The organism is Streptomyces sp. NPDC050535, assembly GCF_044457665.1.
Taxonomy (GTDB): Bacteria; Actinomycetota; Actinomycetes; order Streptomycetales; family Streptomycetaceae; genus Streptomyces.
Map to the genome: position 1 here is coordinate 77,341 of NZ_JBITHE010000026.1, position 19,239 is coordinate 96,579.

Consider the following 19,239-nt stretch of genomic DNA (forward strand, 5'->3'; position numbering starts at 1 on the left):
CCGGCCGCGATGCCGGATTCGGGGAGGCAATCTCCCTCAATGAACGGACAACTCCCCATGTTTCGTTCCCTGGATGGGGCGGGTGCTCCTGGACGGGTCTTCGAGTTCCCCGTACGTCGGTAGTAGGCTCACGCCGTTTGTTGACACATGTGTACCCCCGGGCCGGAGGGGGTCGAGCTGGGGGAGGCCATGCGCTTTCGCGGGAAGTCCATCCGCCGGAAGATCGTGGCGCTGCTCCTGGTGCCGCTGGTTTCCTTGACCGCGATCTGGGCGTTCGCGACGGTTCTCACCGGGCGTGAGGCCAACAACCTGTTCAAGGTGTCGGACGTCGTCGAGAAGGTCGGCTATCCCACCGAGGACGCTGTCCGTGTCCTTCAGCAGGAACGCCGCCAGACTCTCGTCTATCTGGCCGATCCCCGTGCCTCCGACGCCCTCGCGGCGCTCAAGCGCAGCCGGACGGCCACCGACGACGCCGTGGCGAAGGTCCGCGAGAACGCCAAGGACCAGGACGTACGCGAGGACATGGGCGAGGGCACGTCCGAGCGCCTCACCACCATCCTGGACGCGTTCGACGGAATCGACTCGCTGCGCCGGAGCGTCGAGGAGGGCACCGTCAACCGGTCCCAGTCCCTCGACCTCTACAACCGCCTGATCGACCCCTGCTATGTCCTGATGACCAACATCCATCTGCTCAACAACGTGGAGATGGACAAGCAGGGCCGCGCACTGGTCAACCTCGCCCGGGCCCGTGAACTCCTCTCCCGCGAGGACGCACTCCTCGGCTCCGCACTCGTCGCCGGCCGCATCACCCAGGACGAGATCCGCGACGCCTCCGACCTCATGGCGCAGCGCTCCCTGATGTACGAGATGAGCCTGCCGCTGCTGCCCTCCTCGGATCGCGAGCGTTTCGAGCGCTACTGGAAGAACGCCGACACCGCGCCCCTGCGGGTGGCCGAGCAGGCCGTCGTCACCTCCGAGCCGGGCTCGCCCAGCGGCGTCACCGCGAAGAGCTGGGACACCGCGGCCGGACATGTCCTCGGTGAACTCGGCACGCTCGACGACCAGGCGACCGACCGCTACCAGGACCGGGTGCACCCCGTCGCCATGGGCGTCATCCTCAAAGCGGCCATCGCGGGCGTCCTCGGTCTCATCGCCGTGCTCTTCTCGCTCTTCATGTCGGTACGCATCGGCCGCGGCCTCATCCGCGACCTCGGCCGGCTGCGCCTCGAGGCCCACGAGGCGTCCGGTGTCCGGCTGCCCAGCGTCATGCGCCGCCTGTCCGCGGGCGAAGAGGTCGACATCGAGACCGAAGTGCCGCGGCTGGAATACGACAGGAACGAGATCGGCGAGGTCGGCCAGGCCCTCAACACCCTTCAGCGCGCAGCCGTCGAGGCCGCCGTCAAACAGTCCGAACTGCGCGACGGCGTCTCCGAGGTCTTCGTCAACCTCGCCCGCCGCAGCCAGGTACTGCTCCACAAACAGCTCACCCTGCTCGACACCATGGAGCGCAGGACCGACGACACTGACGAACTCGCCGACCTGTTCCGCCTCGACCACCTGACCACACGCATGCGCCGCCACGCCGAGGGCCTGGTCATCCTCTCCGGGGCCGCCCCGTCCCGGCAGTGGCGCAAGCCGGTCCAGCTCATGGACATCGTCCGCGCCGCCGTCGCCGAGGTCGAGGACTACGAGCGCATCGAGGTACGCCGTCTGCCGCGGGTCGCCGTCACGGGCCCCGCCGTCGCCGACCTCACGCACCTCGTCGCCGAACTGCTGGAGAACGCCACGGTGTTCTCGCCCCCGCACACGGCCGTCCAGGTCCTAGGCGACCGCGTCGCGAACGGCTTCACCCTGGAGATCCACGACCGCGGTCTGGGCATGGCGGCCGAGACACTTCTCGACGCCAACCTGCGGCTCGCCGAAACCCCGGAGTTCGAGCTCTCCGACACCGACCGGCTGGGGCTCTTCGTGGTCAGCCGGCTCGCGCAGCGGCAGAACGTCCGTGTCTCCCTCCAGCCTTCCCCGTACGGCGGTACCACCGCGGTCGTCTTCATCCCCGACGCGCTGCTCACGGACGAGGTCCCGGACACCAACGGCATCGGCTTCCGTCTCGACCGCGTGCTGCCCACCCGGGAGGGCGAGGTCGAAGCGGATCTCAAGGCCGCGTCCTCCCGCCTCCCGGGCCTGCCCGCCTCGATCCTGGACGGGCCCGTCGAACTGGAAGCACCGGTCGACCTGGACACCCTCAGCGGCTTCCCCAGCGCCCTCGGCGACGACGACAGCGAACGCGGCGGTCTGTTCCGCCCGCGCCGCTCCATCACCGGTGTCCCGGGTGAGCAGCACCAGCAGGTCCGCGACAGCCGGGGCGAGCCCGCCCGATCCGGTGACAGCGGCGAGCCGGACGGGCCGGTGCCGCTCCCCAGGCGCAGGGCGCCCAAGCTCGTCAGCTCGCACGGTCGGCCTGTCGCCCGGACGCGGTCCCGCCGTGACGGGGACGAGGGAGCGGCGGAGGGCTTCGAGCCGGAAGAGGGCCTGGAGCCCGCTGAGGGCCCGAGGCAGGGGGAGCGACGCGGCGTGGCGGAGCCTGATGGCGCGCGGCCGCTCGCGGCCCGGCGCGTCGAGCGCGCTGACACCTCGGCGCGGCGCGGGAGCCCCGAGTCCCCGGAGCGGGGTGGAGCCGAACTCTCGGAATCACTCGGTCCCGTGAAGGCGCCCGGGCAGCGTGAGGCTTCCGGCCGCCAGGCGCCCGAGCTTCGGGGGGCCGCAGAGCTTCGAGAGGCGCCCGCGCTGCCCCAGCGCAGCCGTCGCGCCACCTCGGCACCCGGCCCGCGCGAGACGACCTCGGCCTCCGGGACCACCCCGCGCCCCGAGGCCGCGACAGCGGGGGAGGAACCGGGCGTGGGGCCGCTGCCCCGCCGCGTCCGACAGGCCAGCCTGGCCCCGCAACTGAAGAACGACCACGAGCGGCGCACCGGGCGCGGCAAGGTCCGTACCGGCGACGGCACGGACCCCGCCGAACGCGACGCCGACGAGGTACGCAGCCGGATGGCCTCGCTCCAGCGCGGCTGGCAGCGTGGCCGCGAGGAGAACGCCGCGGGCGACGAGCCCCACGACGGCACAGCACCAGGAACGACAAAGGGGGACGGTCGATGACCGCACCGAAGGCCAACGGGTCCACCACGACGGGTAAGGGGTCGGGGGAGCTGAACTGGCTTCTCGACGACCTGGTGGACCGCGTCGCCAGCATCCGCCAGGCGATCGTGCTCTCCGGCGACGGCCTTCCCACGGGGGTCTCCAAGGACCTGCCCCGGGAGGACGGCGAGCATCTGGCCGCGGTCGCCTCCGGCTTCCACAGCCTCGCCAAGGGCGTCGGCCGTCACTTCGAGGCCGGCAACGTCCGCCAGACGGTGGTGGAACTGGACGAGGCCTTCCTGTTCGTCACGGCCGCGGGCGACGGCAGCTGCCTGGCCGTCCTCTCGGACGCCGACTCGGACGTCGGGCAGGTCGCCTACGAGATGACACTCCTGGTCAAGCGGGTCGGTGTACATCTGGCCGCCGCTCCACGCACCGATCTGCCCTCCGACGGGTAGTGGGGTGACATGAGTGTGAGCGTGAGCGGAGACAGCCAGGGAAGACCCCACTGGTTCGACGACGAGGCCGGACCGGTGGTCCGTCCCTACGCCATGACACGCGGCCGCACCACCAGTACGGCCCAACACCGCCTCGACCTGATCGCGGTGGTCGTGGCGGAGTCGTTCGCCGACGATTCCGAGGCGGACCAGTCGCTGTCTCCGGAGCACGTGGACATCGTCCAACTCTGCCGCGACGCCCCTCAGTCGGTCGCCGAACTCGCCGCCGAACTCGACCTTCCCGTCGGGGTGGTCCGGGTTCTCATCGGGGACCTCGTGGACGAGGAGATGGTCCACGTGACACGTCCCGTACCCCCCGCCGAGCTGCCGGACGAGAGTATTCTGCGCGACGTGATCAACGGCCTCCGGGCGCTCTGAGCAGGGCGGAAGCGGGGAACAGACGTGACAGGCTGGCAGTTCTGGGTCGACCGACGCGGCACCTTCACCGACGTCGTCGCGCGGCGTCCGGAAGGCGGCCCGCTCACACGCAGACCGCTGTCGAAGAACCGGGTGAGATACGCCGACGCGGCGGTCGCGGGTGTATGGGAGTTCCGCGAGGAGGGCGCCGACCGGTCCACTTCCCGGGGGTGTTCGGCCCGGACGGCGACCAGCCACTCGACGAAGCGACCGTCCGCGACCGCGGCCCGCGCCGAACTCCGAACCGAGGACGTGCCCGAGGGCCGCATCCGGATCACCCGCCGGGCCCGACTCCGCTACGACGCCACGGACACGGCACTCACCGTCGAGATCGCCGGAAGTGACGCGACGGACGTCGGCCCCGGCGACGTACTCGTCATCGAAACCCCCGGCGGTGGCTACGGGCCACCGCCGCTCGACCCCCATCAAGCAGGAGAAGAATTCGATGATCTTCGGGCGTTCTGAGCGCGGCAAGCCCCCGGTCGAGCCCGTCACGCTCAAGATCCTCGTGGCCGGCGGATTCGGCGCGGGCAAGACGACCCTCGTCGGCGCGGTCAGCGAGATCAAGCCACTGCGCACCGAGGAGGTGCTCACCGAGGCGGGCCGCCCCGTCGACGACACCAGCGGTGTGGAGGGCAAGCACACCACCACCGTCGCCATGGACTTCGGCCGCATCACCCTCCGCGAGGACCTGGTGCTCTACCTTTTCGGAACCCCCGGGCAGAACCGCTTCTGGTTCCTGTGGGACGAGCTCGCCACCGGCTCGCTGGGCGCCGTCGTGCTCGCCGACACCCGCCGCCTGGAGGACTGCTTCGCGGCCGTCGACTACTTCGAGCGGCGGGCCATACCCTTCGTCGTCGGCGTCAACTGCTTCGAGGGCGCCGCTCAATACCCTCCCGAGACCGTCCGCCAGGCCCTCGACCTCGACCCCGAGGTGCCCGTCGTCCTCTGCGACGCGAGGAACCGGGACTCGGCCAAGGAAGTCCTCATCGGCGTCGTCCAGCACGCCATGGCTTCCGCGTCCGAACAGCGCCAACCGGTCACGACCTGACCTACGGGAGCCGGCTTCGGCCGACTGCCCACGGGTACGGCCCGTACCCCCGCCGACCGGGGTACGGGCCGTAGTCGTGCCACGCGCGCGTGGCTCACGACGAACGCACTCGCGCGTGGACCCTGTTTCAGCTCGGGCCGTCCTCGTGCCAGCCGAAGCTCTTCTCCACCGCCTTGCGCCAGTTGTCGTACTCGCGGTCGCGCACCGAGGACTCCATGGCCGGCGTCCACTCGACGTCCTTCTGCCAGTGCGACTTCAGCTCGTCGAGGTCGTTCCACACCCCGGTCGCGAGACCGGCCGCGTACGCGGCGCCCAGGCACGTCGTCTCGGAGACCTTGGGCCGGATCACCGGTACCCCGAGAACATCCGCCTGGTGCTGCATCAGCAGATTGTTCTTGGTCATGCCGCCGTCCACCTTCAGGGTGGTGATCTGCACCCCGGAGTCCTGGTACATGGCGTCGACCACCTCACGCGTCTGCCAGCTCGTCGCCTCCAGGACCGCGCGGGCCAGGTGCGCCTTCGTGACGTACCGCGTGAGCCCGGTGACCACACCCCGCGCGTCGGAGCGCCAGTAGGGCGCGAACAGGCCGGAGAACGCGGGCACGATGTACGCGCCGCCGTTGTCGTCGACGCTCGCCGCCAGTGTCTCGATCTCGTCGGCGTTGCGGATGATGCCGAGCTGGTCACGGAACCACTGCACCAACGCACCGGTGATCGCGATCGCCCCCTCGAGGCAGTAGACCGGCGCCTCGGTGCCGATCTTGTACCCCATGGTCGTCAGCAGGCCGTTCTTCGAGGGAACAGGCCGGTTCCCGGTGTTGAGCAGCAGGAAGCTCCCCGTGCCGTACGTGTTCTTCGCCGTACCCACGTCGTAGCAGGCCTGCCCGAACACCGCGGCCTGCTGGTCGCCCAGCGCCGACGCGACAGGCACACCGGCGAGCTGGCCCACCGCGCTGCCGTACACCTCGGCCGACGACCTGATCTCGGGGAGGATCGCTTCGGGCACGTTCATCGCGGAGAGGATGGACGGGTCCCACTGGAGTGTCTCCAGGTTCATGAGCATGGTGCGCCCGGCGTTGGTGACGTCCGTGACGTGCCGTCCGCCGTCCGTGCCGCCCGTCAGGTTCCAGATCAGCCAGGAGTCGATGGTGCCGAAGGCGATCTCACCGCGCTCGGCACGCGCGCGCAGCCCCGGGACGTTGTCGAGGAGCCAGGCGGCCTTGGGCCCGGAGAAGTAGCTGGCGAGCGGAAGCCCGGTCTGTTCGCGGAAGCGGTCCTGCCCGTCCGTGCCGCCGAGTTCACTGCAGAGGGCGGACGTACGGGTGTCCTGCCAGACGATCGCGTTGTGTACGGGTTTGCCGGTGGCGCGGTCCCAGAGGACCGTCGTCTCACGCTGGTTGGTGATCCCGAGCGCGCTCAACTGGTCCGCGCGCAGTCCGGCCTTGGCGAGCGCGCCCGCGACCACCGCCTGCACCTTCGACCAGATCTCGGTGGCGTCGTGTTCCACCCAGCCCGGCTTGGGGAAGATCTGGCGGTGTTCGCGCTGGTCGACGGCGACGATCGCGCCGTCGTGGCCGAAGACGATGCAGCGGCTGGACGTGGTGCCCTGGTCGATTGCGGCGACGTACTTCTCGGCATGGTCCGTCATGACGTCCCCTTCGTCAGAATGCTGCGTTGTAGATCAGGGCCCCGATGACGGCGCCGACGATCGGCCCTGCCACCGGGATCCAGGAGTAACCCCACTCCGAGGTGCCCTTGTTGGGAATCGGCAGCAGTGCGTGCGTGAGCCGCGGCCCGAGGTCACGGGCCGGGTTGATGGCGTACCCCGTGGGGCCGCCGAGCGAGAGGCCGATCCCGACGACGAGGAGGGCGATGAGCAGGACGGGCAGCCCCGCGTCCCCGATGCCCGCCACGTGCTTGTCGCCGCCGACCATGGCCAGAATGGGCAGCATCAGGGCGACGGTGGCGATGATCTCGGTGATCAGGTTCTGCACCGGGTTGTTGATCTCGGGCCGGGTCGAGAAGATCCCGAGCGTCTCGATGGACTCCTCCTCCCCGGCGTTGAGGTTGAACTGGCCGAGGTAGAGCAGCCAGCACAGCACGGCCCCGATGATGGAGCCGGCGAACTGCCCGAGGACGTAGAAGGGCACGTCCTCCCACTTCGTTGAGCCCTCGACGGCGAATCCGATCGTCACCGCCGGGTTGATCTGGCCTCCCGAGAGCGGCGCCGCCGTGTAGGCGCCGGCGAGGACGCCGAAGCCCCACCCGAAAGCGATGACCACCCATCCCGCGCCCCGCGCCTTGGACTTGTTGAGGGTGACCGCGGCGCACACTCCCGCGCCGAACAGGATCAGAATGGCGGTGCCGATCAACTCGCCCACAAAGATGTCTGCGTTGCTCATGGCGGCTCCTAGGCCTGGCCCGGGGCGATCGGCTCCGGACCACCGGGCAGGATGCGTTTCCCACGTTTCCCATGGCTGCTTCAGCCGAAGGCGGGGAGGTCCCGCTCCCTGCCCGGTATCCGTGACGAGCGTGTCGGCGCAGTGGAATCGCCCGTGGGAATGGCCCATGGCGCAGGTCGGAAACCCGAGCGGCGCGATGCGTGAAGACGCCCGAATGCGGCGATACCGACTGACACCCGGAAGTGTTCACCGGTGCCCAGGAGGCGTCAAGGTCGAGGACAGCAACGGTTGGAGGCGTCCCGCGGGGCGGCATCGCGGGGGCGAGCCTGGCCGGAAACGGGCTGCCGCGCGCGGTCGGCGCTCACTTGGCTCCACGTGTTCTCAGCCGTCAGCCGTCAGCTGTCAGCCGTCAGCTCTCAGCCGACGAGGTCCGCCGGCCGGGGGTCGAGAGGCGACCGACGGCAGGTGCGCGAACCGGTTACCGCGCGCCCGCGTCCAGGAGGGCGTGCTGCGGCACGTGGGTGTACGGCGGACCTACGTCGACCGTCACCTCCCACGGCAGCCGTCCGGTCTCGCGGCACCGCGTCACGCAGTGCCGCGAGCCCGCCGAGGTCTGCCAGGGTTCCGGCGAACACGTTGACGTGCAACGGCAGCAGGGTCTCCTTGCCGGCCGCCGCCCGGATCGCCAACGCGGCCAGCCGGCCGTCGAGTTCGGGATCGCGGCGGGCCTGGGCCAGGATGTCACCGGCTTCCGGGCGGGCGAGTATCTCCAGTGCGGCAACCCCTCCGGTCGTCAGATTGACGACCCCAGCTGAAAGGCGAAGCGGAGCGTATCCGACAAGGAGGGCACGTCAGCATAATGGCGCCCCCGGCGCACACCCGGTCGCGATTCACGAGCTGTTCACGCAGCAAGTCCCGCTCGTCACAGTGGGTGTGTGGGCCAGCAAGGTCACCGCACGGCGACGACCGACGAACCGTGCCCGAACAGCCCCTGGTTCGCGGTGATCCCCACCCGGGCCCCCGCGACCTGCCGGTCACCGGCGGTGCCGCGCAACTGCCAGGTCAACTCGCACACCTGGGCGATGGCCTGCGCGGGAACCGCCTCCCCGAAGGAGGCCAGCCCGCCGCTCACGTTCACCGGTATTCGCCCGCCCAGGGTCGTGGCACCCTCCCGCAGCAGCTTCGCGGCCCCGCCCTCCGCACACAGCCCCAGGTCCTCGTACCACTGCAACTCCAGCGCCGTGGAAAGGTCGTACACCTCGGCGAGGGAGAGATCCTCCGGCCCGATGCCCGCCTCCTCGTACGCCGCCCGCGCGATGGACGTCCGAAAGGTGTCGGCCGCGGGTTCCACCGAGACCGCGGAGTCCGTGGCGATGTCCGGCAGATCGAGCACCGTGTTGGGATAACGCGGCGTCACCGTGGACACCGCGCGGATCCGCACCGGGTCCGCGACACCGCTGCGCCGCGCGAAGGCCATGCTGGACAGCACGACGGCCGCGCCGCCGTCGGAGGTGGCACAGATGTCGAGCAACCGCAGCGGATCGGCGACGACCGCGGAGCCGGCGACCTCCTCGGCGGTGACCCTCTTCCGGTACCTCGCATTCGGATTCAGCGCCCCCAGGGCGGCGTTTTTCACCTTGACCTGCGCGAAGTCCTCCAGAGTGTCACCGTGCACGGCCATTCGCCGCCGCGCGTACAGCCCGAAGTACGTCGGGTTGGTCGCCCCCAGGACGCGAAACCGCAGCCAGTCCGGATCGTCCGGCCGGTCTCCGCCCGCGGGACGGAAAAACCCCTTGGGCGCCGCGTCGGCACCCACCACGAGCACGACCTCCGCGAGACCCGAAAGTATCTGCGCCCGCGCCGTGTTGATCGCCTGCGCCCCCGACGCGCACGCCGCGTACACACTCGCGACCCGCGCCCCCTGCCAGCCGAGCGCCTTCGCGAACGTCGCTCCGGCCACATACCCCGGATATCCGCCGCGCACGGTGTCCGCGCCCACGATCGAGCCGACATCCCGCCAGTCCAGGCCGGCGTCAGCAAGCGCGGCACGCGCCGCCACGACCCCGTACTCGACGAAGCCGCGCCCCCACTTGCCCCAGGGGTGCATGCCCGCGCCGAGCACCGCCACCTCGCCGCTCACACCGTCACCCCCGTACGCCACACGCCGCTCATGCCGTCAGCCCCATCGGCCGCCAGTGCCATGTCGTCCACGTCGTCTCCTCGTCCTCGTTCAGCACGCCGGGGACGACCTCCACCTCCATGCCCACCGTCAGATCGGCGACGGTGATCCCGGGGACCGTCTGGCCGAGGAGCACGATCCGCTCGCGTTCCAGCTCCACAGCGATCAACGCGTAGGGTTCCCAGGAGAGTTCCGGATCGCTCACATACGGTGACGGCGGCCGGTACCGGCTGTCGGTGTACGACCAGACGCGGCCGTGTCGTGACAACGGCACCTCGGCCAGTTCGCCGCCGCCCGGGCAGCCCGGATTGCGGCAGAAGGCGTCCTCGCGGGGGAAGAAGACCGAGGCGCATACCGAACAGCGCGTACCGAGAAGACGGAAGTCGTCACCGTCCCCGGCGAACCACCCGGCGACCACAGGCGTGCGTGAACGCGACAAGGCCCCTCCCTGACAATGGATCTGACGGAACGTCAGAAGTGTGCCACGGGGGACGGGAAATGGGCAGCCGTCGAGGAGAACCGCGGAAGCGTCCCGGGCGTCGGAGTATCGGTAGGGACGGCCGGGGCCCACGGGGGTGGTTCCGGCCGCCCCTCGCGGCCCGAGGCGCATCAACCGCCGTACCAAACGCCCGTTGGTGTCTTCGCCCTCCGGGGTACGGGGCGCACTCCTACTGAAGATGCCCCTCAAGCGATCGGATACAGTCCGCAGCGTGTCAGCATCCCCATCCCCACACCCAGCCGCCGAGTTCGCGCCGCACTCACACTGTTCGAGCTGTGGAGCACCCTACGAAGAGGGCGTCTCCGGCTGGCCCCGCAACTGTGGCGTCTGTTCCAGCGTGGCCTACCGCAACCCCTTGCCGGTCGCCGTCGCCGTCCAGCCCGTGTACGACGCCGAAGGCACCTCCCTGGTCGTGATCACCCGGACCATCGCCCCCGCGCGCGGGGGCATCGCCCTGCCCGGCGGATTCATCGACCACCAGGAGGACTGGCGGCACGCGGTCGTCAGGGAACTCAAGGAGGAGACGGGCATCGACGCGGCGGGCCGTGAGGTACGGCTCGCCGACGCGATGACCTCCCCGGCCGGACACCTGCTGCTCTTCGGGCTCCTCCCTGAACGCCCCGCCGCCGAACTCCCGCCGTCCGCCGCCACCGACGAGACGGCCGGCTGGCACCTGTTGCGCAGACCGGCCGAACTCGCCTTCCCGCTGCACACCCTGGCTGCACAGGCATGGTTCGACGGGCGGTACATCTGAGCGGACGGTCCGCCCGAAGGTGCGTGCTGTCGGCGCTCAGCGAGCCGCTATGGCGCCTGGAGCCCTCGCACCCGCACCGGATACGCCGGCGCGCTCAGCCCGCCCTCTCCGTCCCGCCGTACGACCACCCGCCGCCCCTCCCAGCGCGTCACATAGCGCTCGATCTCCGGCTCGTCCCACCCATCGGCCGTGTCCGCCACGACGAGCCCGCCCCCGACACGCCCTCGCGCGGGAGCCCACACCTCAAGCTCAAGTCCGCCGTCGGAACCCCGGACGGGCACGACGGCACCGGCACGCGCCAACACCGGAATCCGCGACAAGGGGGCGTCGATCAGGATCTGGGCCGGCCCTTCGTAGGCCTCCTCGGTGACCGTGTCGTACCAACGTCCTCGCGGCAGCTGCACCGCACGCCGGTCCGCCCCGTGGTCGAGCACCGGCGCCACCAGCAAGGAGTCGCCGAGCAGGAAGGCATCCCCACAGTCGCGCAGCGCACGGTCCTCGGGCGTGCCCCACCACACGGGCCGCACGTACGGTGCGCCGGTACGCCGGGCCAGATGCGCCAGGGTCATGAAGTACGGGAGCAGCCGCCGCCGTTCGACGAGCGCCACGCGCGCGTGCTCCAGGACGTCGTCACCGAACTCCCATGGCTCCCTGCGCCCCGCCCGCAGACTCGCGTGCGTACGGAACAGCGGGAGATACGCGCCGAGCTGGAACCACCGCAGATACAGCTCGGGCGACGGACTCCCGTCGAAGCCGCCCACATCGGGCCCCGAGTACGGCACCCCGCACAGTCCGAGCCCCAGCACGAGAGACAGCGACGCCCGTAGTCCCGGCCAGCCGGTGGCCACATCTCCGGACCAGGTCCCTCCGTAGCGCTGCATTCCGGCCCACCCGGAGCGCGAGAGGATGAACGGCCTCTCCTGAGGCACAAGTTCGCGCAGTCCTTCGAAGCCGGCCCGGGCCATGCCCAGCGCGTACACGTTGTGCGCCTCCCGGTGGTCACCACCGCGCTCCTCCAGGGAGTGCAGGGCCGAACGCGGCAGCGTCGACTCCCCGAAGGCCGTGAACGACGTCGGCTCGTTCATGTCGTGCCAGAACCCGGCGAAGCCCTGCGCGAGCCGCTCCTCGTAGAGCCCGCCCCACCACCGCCGCACGCGCGCGTGGGTGAAGTCCGGATGGACCGACTCGCCCGCCCACACGACACCGCGCACGAGCCGCCCCGACGCATCACGGACGAAGGCGTCCTCGGCCATACCACTGTCGTACACCGCGTTGCCGCGCTCCGCCTTGACCGCCGCGTCGACGATCGACACCAGCCGCACACCATCGCGGCGCAGATCCTCCGCGAGCTCCGGCAGCTTCGGGAAGCGCTCCCGGTCGACCGTGAACACCTGGTGCGCGTCGTAGTGGTCGATGTCCAGGTGGACGGCATCGAGCGGAAGGCCACGCTCCTGATAACCCGCGACGATCCGCCGCACCTCCCGCTCACTCCCGAAACCCCACCGTGCGTGATGGTGCCCCAGCGCCCACGCGGGCGGCAGCGCGGGCGCCCCGGTGAGCGAGACCCAGGTGTGCAGCACGCGCGCGGGGGTGCCCACCATCACCCAACAGCGCAGCGGCCCACCGTCCACGCGCAGCTCGCACGACCCGTTCCTGTCGTGCCCGGAACCGGCGCCCTCCTCGCCCTCGCGCAACGTCACCGCGCCGTCCCACGAGGTGTCGTGGAACACGAGATGCGTCGCCGCGTCGGCGACCACCAACTGCACGGGCATGGTGATGTACAGGGGATCGTCGCCGGGTACGAAGGGCCGCCCGGGATCCGTGTTCCACAGCTGGTACGTCCCCTCGCGCAGCCGGGGACCCGCCGCACGCCCGCCCAGGCCGAAGAACCGGGCGTCGGCGGCCACCTCGGAGCGCTGCATCCAGCGTGCCGTGCCGCCGCCGACCGGCTCCCACCAACGGGGCGGCAGCTCGCGGCGCAGCATCACGCCACCGGGGGTGAGCACCTCGACGGCTCCGTGCCGCGACACGGCGACCGTCGCGCGCTCGGCGACGACCCGCCAACCGCCGTCCTTGTCGGGCTCCAGGACGGCCCGTGGGTCCGGCTCCGGACAACGGCCGGCGAGCGCGTACGACGGCTCGGGTTCCGCCCCGTCCCAACCCCAGAACACGGCCCCGTTCACCGCGACCATGATCCGCAGCTCGGAGCGGGCGAACCGGACGACTCCACCGCCGGGACCCGGTTCGACGCCTCGCACCGGTCCCGGCACCCTCGCACGTTCGGCGCCCCGCCGGGGCAGCCCGACGGCATCGGCACGCTTACTGCGCCAAGCGGCGCGCACGGTACGCAACCCCTGGGCCGCCCCCGCCGAACCGACCACCTTCACCGAACGCACCAGGTCACGACCGTTCATGCTGCTCAGCCTGCCATTGACAGGGCCATAAGTGTGAGTCGTTCAACTGCCGTTCACCCGTGGTCAGGGCACATCTTCACGTCGGCGACCATGTGCCACGAACCCTGGTGCCGAAATCGATCACGTGGCATCGTCCATGTCAGCCGCGTGACGCGCACACCCCAGCTCGTGCGCGACAGACGCCCACGACGCGCACAGCCGGGAGCCGCCCCATGACCACCTCCAACCCCTCGCCGCTCTGGCAGCCCACCACGGAGCGCGTCGCCCAGGCGCAGATCACGAAGTTCCAGACCTGGGCGTCCGAGCGGCACGGAGCCCCGTCCGAGGGCGGCTACGCGGCACTGCACCAGTGGTCGGTGGACGAACTGGACACCTTCTGGGAAGCCGTCACCGAATGGTTCGACGTACGGTTTTCGACCCCCCACGCGCGCGTGCTCCAGGACCGCTCCATGCCCGGTGCCAAGTGGTTCCCCGGGGCGACCCTCAACTACGCCGAGCACGCCCTGCGCGCGGCGGACACCCGTTCGGACGAACCGGCGCTCCTGTACGTCGACGAGACCCATGAGCCGGTCCCCATCAGCTGGGCCGAGCTACGGCGCCAGGTCGGCTCCCTGGCGGCCGAACTGCGCGCGCTGGGCGTACGCCCGGGGGACCGGATCTGCGGTTACGTCCCGAACGTTCCGCAGGCCGTGATCGCGCTCCTCGCGACAGCCGCCGTCGGGGGTGTGTGGACGTCCTGCGCCCCCGATTTCGGCGCCCGCAGCGTCCTCGACCGCTTCCAGCAGGTCGAACCCGTCGTGCTCTTCACGGTCGACGGCTACCGCTACGGAGGCAAGCAGCACGACCGCCGCGACACCGTCGCCGAACTGCGCCGCGAACTGCCGACCCTGCGCGCGGTCGTGCACATCCCCCTGCTCGGGACCGAGGCTCCCCAGGGCGCCGTGGAGTGGTCCGCCCTGACCTCCGCCGACACGGAGCCCGTCTTCGAACAGGTCCCCTTCGACCACCCCTTGTGGGTGCTGTATTCCTCAGGCACGACCGGCCTCCCCAAGGCGATCGTCCAGTCCCAGGGCGGCATCCTCGTCGAGCACCTCAAGCAACTCGGTCTGCACTGCGACCTGGGCCCCGAGGACCGCTTCTTCTGGTACACGTCCACTGGCTGGATGATGTGGAACTTCCTGGTCTCCGGGCTCCTCACGGGTACCACGATCGTCCTGTACGACGGCAGCCCCGGGTTCCCGGACACCGGCGCCCAGTGGCGCATCGCCGAACGCACGGGAGCGACACTCTTCGGCACGTCCGCCGCGTACGTCATGGCGTGTCGCAAGGCGGGCGTCCGCCCCTCCCACGACTTCGACCTCGCGCGCGTGCAGTGCGTCGCCACCACCGGCTCGCCCCTGCCACCCGACGGGTTCCGCTACCTCCACGACGAGGTCCGCGACGACCTGTGGATCGCCTCCGTGAGCGGCGGCACCGACGTGTGCTCCTGCTTCGCCGGCGCCGTCCCGACGCTGCCGGTGTACCTCGGGGAGCTCCAGGCGCCCGGCCTCGGCACCGACCTCCAGTCCTGGGACCCCAGCGGCAAGCCCCTCGTCGACGAAGTCGGTGAGCTCGTGGTCACCAATCCGATGCCGTCCATGCCCATCCGCTTCTGGAACGACCCCGACGGCAGTCGCTACCACGACAGCTACTTCGACACGTATCCCGGAGTGTGGCGCCACGGTGACTGGATCACCGTCACATCGCGCGGCTCCGTCGTCATCCACGGCCGCTCGGACTCCACGCTCAACCGACAGGGCGTGCGCATGGGTTCGGCCGACATCTACGAAGCCGTCGAGCGCCTCCCCGAGATCAGGGAGTCGCTCGTCATCGGCATCGAACAACCCGACGGCGGTTACTGGATGCCCCTCTTCGTACACCTCGCCCCTGGTGCCGCACTCGACGAAGCCCTGCTGACCCGCATCAAACAGACCATCCGCGAGCAACTCTCACCCCGTCATGTCCCGGACGAGGTCATCGAAGTCCCCGGCGTCCCCCATACCCTCACCGGCAAGCGCATCGAGGTCCCGATCAAACGCCTGCTGCAAGGCGCCGCCCTGGAGAAGGCCGTCAACCTCGGCTCTGTGGACAACGTCGAACTGCTGCGCTTCTACGAAGACCTGGCGAAAGAGCGCGCCTGACCAGCTCACGACGTGCCGCACGCCCCGACCGCTCGTCACCGGCGACGCGGAGGACCGCCCTCGTCCGCCGACGTTGTCAGTGCCGCCAGTTACTGTGAGTGAGCATTGATCGACTGTGCACAGGGGGAAACATGGCGCACACCCAGCACCAGACCATGCGACGCGTCCTGCGCCGCGAAATCGCGGGCACCATCGGCCTGTTGACCGACGAGGCGGACTTCACGGCGATGCGGTGCTACCGCACGTTCACCTTCGACGACCACACCACCTACCTCAAGCAAGTGGAGTCCTTGCTCAGGACGCTCGCCGCGCAGGGCGGCCACACCACGGTGGCGCTCTTCGACCCAGCGGAATACGCCGAGTTCTGCGCGGACAGTGGCATCGAGCCCGACGCCCCGTCCAGCCGGACACGCTTCACAGCCGAACTGGCGGCGACCGGCCCCACTGTCATGTACGAGGGCCAGCCCTTCGAGGAACTCGTCCCCAACCTGGTCGACGAGGCCGTCCGCCGGGCGACCTGGGAGTACGCGACCACACTCCTGGCCCGCATCGGCGACTGCGCGTCCTGCGGAGAGGACATCGGACGCGCGTCCTTCGCCCGCGCCTCCCACCTGCTCACCCGCATCCTCGAAACCGCGGGATCCGGCGAACTCCATCTCGTATGCAGCGTCTCGGCGGCACCCGAAACACTCCTCGCCGTACTCCGAGCCCACGACGACGCGGGCACCGTCCACCTCGACGAATCAGAAGCCCTCGAGTTCAGCACCGTCCTGGCCCTCGGCATCGCCACTCGGAGCGCCGGCGGACTAGTCATGCGCACCACAGCCCCCGACACGACCGACCGCGTCTACGGATGGCGACTCCGCGGCGAGGACCTGGAGCCCCTCACCGCGGCGGAGGTTTTCGACGCCTACTGCACAGACATGGATTCCGGAGACCTGGTCTCCCCGGAATCAGGTGTCGACTACTGCGTGCCACCCAACCTCGGTGAAGACGGAGGAACGACGGGCCACACGCACTGAACCCGAAGGGGCGCCCCACCGGCAGGTGGAGCGCCCCTCGGCACCAGTCGAACGACGACACTGTCGGGCTACTCGCCGGACAGCACCGCCTGCGCCGCCGAGCGGGCCTCTTCGGCGGTGTCCGCCGCACGCGCGGCGGCGGCGGCCCGCTCGCACTGCGCCATCGTGTACTTGGCGAGCGCTGTGCGGACGTACGGAATCGACGCGGCACCCATCGACAGGGAGGTGATCCCCAGACCGGTCAGCACACACGCGAGCAGCGGGTCCGACGCGGCCTCACCGCAGACACCACAGCTCTTGCCCTCGGCCTTGGCCGCCTCGGCGGACAGCGCGACCAGGTCGAGCAGCGCGGGCTGCCACGGGTCCTGCAGACGGGACACCGCACCCACCTGTCGGTCGGCAGCGAAGGTGTACTGGGCGAGGTCGTTGGTCCCCAGGGACAGGAACTCGACTTCCTGAAGGATCGACCGCGCCCGTAGCGCGGCCGACGGAATCTCCACCATCGCGCCGAACTTCGCCTGGAGCCCGGCCGCCCGGCACGCGTCCGCGAACGCCTTGGCGTCGGTGCGGTCCGCGACCATCGGCGCCATGACCTCGAGGTAGACCGGCAGCCCCTCGGAAGCCTTGGCGAGGGCGGTCAGCTGCGTACGCAGCACATCGGGGTGGTCGAGCAGTGAACGAAGACCCCGAACACCCAGTGCCGGGTTCGGCTCATCCGCCGGAGTCAGGAAGTCCAGTGGCTTGTCCGCACCCGCGTCGAGCACACGCACCACGACACGGCCCTCGGGAAACGCCTCGAGAACCTGTCGGTACGCCTCGACCTGCTTCTCCTCGGACGGCGCCTGCTTGCTGTCGTCCAGGAAGAGGAACTCGGTACGGAACAGACCGACGCCCTCAGCTCCGGCCGCGAGTGCGGCAGGTACATCAGCCGGGCCGCCGACATTGGCCAGCAGCGGCACCTTGTGCCCGTCGGACGTGGCGCCGGGACCGGTGGAGGCGGACAACGCCGACTTGCGCTGCGCCGCGGCGGCCTCCAACTGCGCCTTCTTCTCGGCGCTCGGTTCCACGAAGACCTCACCCGTGCTGCCGTCCACAGCGATCACCGTGCCCTCGGCGATCTCGCCGGCACCAGGCAGCGCGACCACGGCCGGAACGCCGAGCGCCCGGGCCAAGATCGCGCTGTGGCTGGTCGGCCCACCCTCTTCGGTGACGAATCCGAGCACCAGAGTGGGATCGAGCAGTGCGGTGTCCGCCGGCGCGAGGTCGCGAGCGATAAGGACATACGGCTCGTCGCTGTCCGGGACACCGGGCATGGGAACCCCGAGCAGCCGCGCGACGATACGGTTCCGCACGTCGTCGAGGTCGGCCACGCGGCCGGCGAGGTACTCGCCGGCACCGGCCAGAAGCGCACGGTACGAGGCGAACGCGTCGTAGATCGCGCGCTCGGCCGTGCTGCCGACAGCGATCCGCCGTTCCACATCCGCCATCAGCTCGGGGTCCTCGGCCATCATGGCCTGCGCTTCGAGCACTCCCTGAGCCTCGCCACCCGCCAGATTGCCGCGCGCAATCAGGTCCGCAGCCACAGCCTCGACGGCTTTGCGGGCACGCCCCTGCTCGCGCTCCGCGTCCTCCGTCGGGATCTGCTTGGCCGGCGGTTCGAGAACCGCCGTTCCCATGTGCCGAACCTCGCCGATCGCCACACCGTGGCTCACACCGACGCCTCGCAGCGTTGTCTCCATCTCACCCGTCTCCGATTGTGCGGCGGATCGCGCCGCTGTGGTGGTTGTCCTACTTTTCGCCCACGAAGGCGTAGATGTCACTGCCACCCGAAGAGCGCGTCTCCGGCCTTGACATCGCCGTCCTCGCGGACGTCGGAGAGGGATTCGGCGGTGGCCTCGAGTGCCACGACCGGACACACCGGGGACTTGCCGGCCGCCTCGACGGCGGCGGGGTTCCAACGCACGACGGCCTGGCCGCGCGTCACGGTGTCACCCTTGTTGACGAGCAGCTCGAAGCCCTCGCCATTGAGCTGCACGGTGTCGATTCCGAGGTGCGTGAGCACACCATGGCCTTCGCTGTCGACGACGACGAAAGCATGCGGGTGCAGCGAGACGATCACTCCGTCAACGGGAGCGACGGCCTCCGAGGGCTCACGCACTGGGTCGATCGCCATACCGGGGCCGACCATGGCCCCGGAGAAGACGGGATCCGGAACCGCGGCGAGTCCGATGGCGCGTCCTGCAAGAGGGGACGTCACGGTGGTCATGGGAAGCCTCCCGGGGGCGGAGATATATACGGGCCGTCACTGACTGTCCCGGACGGCGCACTGCTCAGCAGCGTATGTCATATGAAGTGCAGGTTCCCTGCGAGAGGACCCGGTTGGCGGCCGTCGAGCAGAGCGGAAACGATTTGCGCCCGCTCCGGCGCCGCATGTAGAGTCGTACTCCTGCTTGGGGCTGAGTGACGCGATCAAGTGTCCTTGCCTGGCAGCATCCAACTTGTCAGATCCTATCTCGGGGTCAACTTCTGCATGTCCGCAGAACGTTGGTCAGAGAGACGGAAATTCACTGATAGTGTTTGGGACACAGAAGGGAAGCGCCCGGAGGAAAGCCTGAGAGAGTCTCTCGGGTGAGTACAAAGGAAGCGTCCGTTCCTTGAGAACTCAACAGCGTGCCAAAAATCAACGCCAAGT

15 protein-coding genes and 1 pseudogene are annotated in these 19,239 nt (G+C 69.9%); 8 read left to right on the forward strand and 8 right to left on the reverse strand.

Features of this window, described 5'->3' with window-relative positions:
- Positions 1–189: 189 nt before the first annotated feature.
- Genes ACIBLC_RS36460 through ACIBLC_RS36480 form a run of 5 tightly spaced genes read left to right on the forward strand, consistent with a single transcriptional unit; the run spans position 190 to position 5,097 of the window.
- Positions 190–3,153: a nitrate- and nitrite sensing domain-containing protein gene (locus ACIBLC_RS36460; protein ID WP_399215727.1), complete on the forward strand. Its 2,964-nt coding sequence runs from the start codon at positions 190–192 to the stop codon at positions 3,151–3,153.
- Positions 3,150–3,590 (forward strand): roadblock/LC7 domain-containing protein, encoded by a 441-nt coding sequence (locus ACIBLC_RS36465; protein WP_399215728.1) that lies wholly within the window; start codon positions 3,150–3,152, stop codon positions 3,588–3,590. The genes ACIBLC_RS36460 and ACIBLC_RS36465 overlap by 4 nt, the downstream gene beginning before the upstream one ends.
- A gap of 21 nt (positions 3,591–3,611) precedes the next feature.
- Positions 3,612–4,007, forward strand: a complete 396-nt coding sequence (locus ACIBLC_RS36470) for a DUF742 domain-containing protein (RefSeq protein ID WP_399215729.1) — start codon at positions 3,612–3,614, stop codon at positions 4,005–4,007.
- A 24-nt stretch (positions 4,008–4,031) separates the two neighbouring features.
- On the forward strand, positions 4,032–4,511 hold the full coding sequence (locus ACIBLC_RS36475) for a hypothetical protein (RefSeq protein ID WP_399215745.1): 480 nt from the start codon (positions 4,032–4,034) through the stop codon (positions 4,509–4,511).
- Complete coding sequence (locus ACIBLC_RS36480; protein WP_399215730.1) at positions 4,492–5,097, forward strand: GTP-binding protein; 606 nt, start codon at positions 4,492–4,494, stop codon at positions 5,095–5,097. The genes ACIBLC_RS36475 and ACIBLC_RS36480 overlap by 20 nt, the downstream gene beginning before the upstream one ends.
- 127 nt (positions 5,098–5,224) lie before the next feature.
- On the opposite strand, the gene glpK is transcribed toward ACIBLC_RS36480, so the two are convergent.
- From glpK to ACIBLC_RS36505, 5 genes and pseudogenes are all read right to left on the reverse strand, one after another.
- Complete coding sequence (gene glpK, locus ACIBLC_RS36485) at positions 5,225–6,745, reverse strand: glycerol kinase GlpK (RefSeq protein WP_399215731.1); 1,521 nt, start codon at positions 6,743–6,745, stop codon at positions 5,225–5,227.
- Positions 6,746–6,758: 13 nt separating this feature from the next.
- Entirely contained in the window at positions 6,759–7,499 is a 741-nt protein-coding gene (locus ACIBLC_RS36490; protein ID WP_399215732.1) for an MIP/aquaporin family protein, read from the reverse strand.
- 490 nt (positions 7,500–7,989) lie between these two features.
- Positions 7,990–8,349 (reverse strand): annotated as a pseudogene (locus ACIBLC_RS36495) (diguanylate cyclase); the annotation flags it as partial.
- A 99-nt stretch (positions 8,350–8,448) separates the two neighbouring features.
- Entirely contained in the window at positions 8,449–9,639 is a 1,191-nt protein-coding gene (locus tag ACIBLC_RS36500; protein ID WP_399215733.1) for a lipid-transfer protein, read from the reverse strand.
- Between the two features lie 28 nt (positions 9,640–9,667).
- Positions 9,668–10,096 carry a Zn-ribbon domain-containing OB-fold protein gene (locus ACIBLC_RS36505; protein ID WP_399215744.1) on the reverse strand — a complete coding sequence of 143 codons (429 nt, stop codon included), beginning with the start codon at positions 10,094–10,096 and terminating at the stop codon, positions 9,668–9,670.
- 259 nt (positions 10,097–10,355) lie between these two features.
- Here ACIBLC_RS36505 and ACIBLC_RS36510 point away from each other — a divergent pair, with 259 nt between their 5' ends.
- Positions 10,356–10,931, forward strand: coding sequence for an NUDIX domain-containing protein (locus ACIBLC_RS36510; protein WP_399215734.1), 576 nt, complete (start codon positions 10,356–10,358; stop codon positions 10,929–10,931).
- 47 nt (positions 10,932–10,978) lie between these two features.
- Here ACIBLC_RS36510 and ACIBLC_RS36515 read toward each other — a convergent pair whose 3' ends face one another.
- Positions 10,979–13,345 carry a TIM-barrel domain-containing protein gene (locus ACIBLC_RS36515; protein WP_399215735.1) on the reverse strand — a complete coding sequence of 789 codons (2,367 nt, stop codon included), beginning with the start codon at positions 13,343–13,345 and terminating at the stop codon, positions 10,979–10,981.
- A 212-nt stretch (positions 13,346–13,557) separates the two neighbouring features.
- Here ACIBLC_RS36515 and ACIBLC_RS36520 point away from each other — a divergent pair, with 212 nt between their 5' ends.
- Both ACIBLC_RS36520 and ACIBLC_RS36525 read left to right on the forward strand, forming a co-directional pair.
- A complete protein-coding gene (locus ACIBLC_RS36520) occupies positions 13,558–15,525 on the forward strand; it encodes an acetoacetate--CoA ligase (protein ID WP_399215736.1) in 1,968 nt (655 codons plus the stop codon).
- A gap of 131 nt (positions 15,526–15,656) precedes the next feature.
- Positions 15,657–16,547 carry a hypothetical protein gene (locus ACIBLC_RS36525; RefSeq protein WP_399215737.1) on the forward strand — a complete coding sequence of 297 codons (891 nt, stop codon included), beginning with the start codon at positions 15,657–15,659 and terminating at the stop codon, positions 16,545–16,547.
- A 68-nt stretch (positions 16,548–16,615) separates the two neighbouring features.
- Here the strand turns inward: ACIBLC_RS36525 and ptsP are convergent, their stop codons facing one another.
- Complete coding sequence (gene ptsP / locus ACIBLC_RS36530; protein ID WP_399215738.1) at positions 16,616–18,286, reverse strand: phosphoenolpyruvate--protein phosphotransferase; 1,671 nt, start codon at positions 18,284–18,286, stop codon at positions 16,616–16,618.
- Positions 18,287–18,363: 77 nt separating this feature from the next.
- The gene (locus tag ACIBLC_RS36535; protein WP_399215739.1) at positions 18,364–18,813 is read right to left on the reverse strand and encodes a PTS glucose transporter subunit IIA; all 450 of its coding nucleotides are present in this window, start codon (positions 18,811–18,813) and stop codon (positions 18,364–18,366) included.
- Between the last annotated feature and the right edge of the window lie 426 nt (positions 18,814–19,239).

What these genes read in the sequence shown, in the direction of transcription:
- ACIBLC_RS36460 (WP_399215727.1), top strand. Translation starts at nt 190, where the DNA reads ATGCGCTTTCGCGGGAAGTCCATCCGCCGGAAGATCGTGGCGCTGCTC.
- ACIBLC_RS36465 (WP_399215728.1), top strand. Translation starts at nt 3,150, where the DNA reads ATGACCGCACCGAAGGCCAACGGGTCCACCACGACGGGTAAGGGGTCG.
- ACIBLC_RS36480 (WP_399215730.1), top strand. Translation starts at nt 4,492, where the DNA reads ATGATCTTCGGGCGTTCTGAGCGCGGCAAGCCCCCGGTCGAGCCCGTC.
- glpK (WP_399215731.1), bottom strand. Translation starts at nt 6,745, where the DNA reads ATGACGGACCATGCCGAGAAGTACGTCGCCGCAATCGACCAGGGCACC.
- ACIBLC_RS36490 (WP_399215732.1), bottom strand. Translation starts at nt 7,499, where the DNA reads ATGAGCAACGCAGACATCTTTGTGGGCGAGTTGATCGGCACCGCCATT.
- ACIBLC_RS36510 (WP_399215734.1), top strand. Translation starts at nt 10,356, where the DNA reads ATGCCCCTCAAGCGATCGGATACAGTCCGCAGCGTGTCAGCATCCCCA.
- ACIBLC_RS36515 (WP_399215735.1), bottom strand. Translation starts at nt 13,345, where the DNA reads ATGAACGGTCGTGACCTGGTGCGTTCGGTGAAGGTGGTCGGTTCGGCG.
- ACIBLC_RS36520 (WP_399215736.1), top strand. Translation starts at nt 13,558, where the DNA reads ATGACCACCTCCAACCCCTCGCCGCTCTGGCAGCCCACCACGGAGCGC.
- ACIBLC_RS36525 (WP_399215737.1), top strand. Translation starts at nt 15,657, where the DNA reads ATGGCGCACACCCAGCACCAGACCATGCGACGCGTCCTGCGCCGCGAA.
- ptsP (WP_399215738.1), bottom strand. Translation starts at nt 18,286, where the DNA reads ATGGAGACAACGCTGCGAGGCGTCGGTGTGAGCCACGGTGTGGCGATC.
- ACIBLC_RS36535 (WP_399215739.1), bottom strand. Translation starts at nt 18,813, where the DNA reads ATGACCACCGTGACGTCCCCTCTTGCAGGACGCGCCATCGGACTCGCC.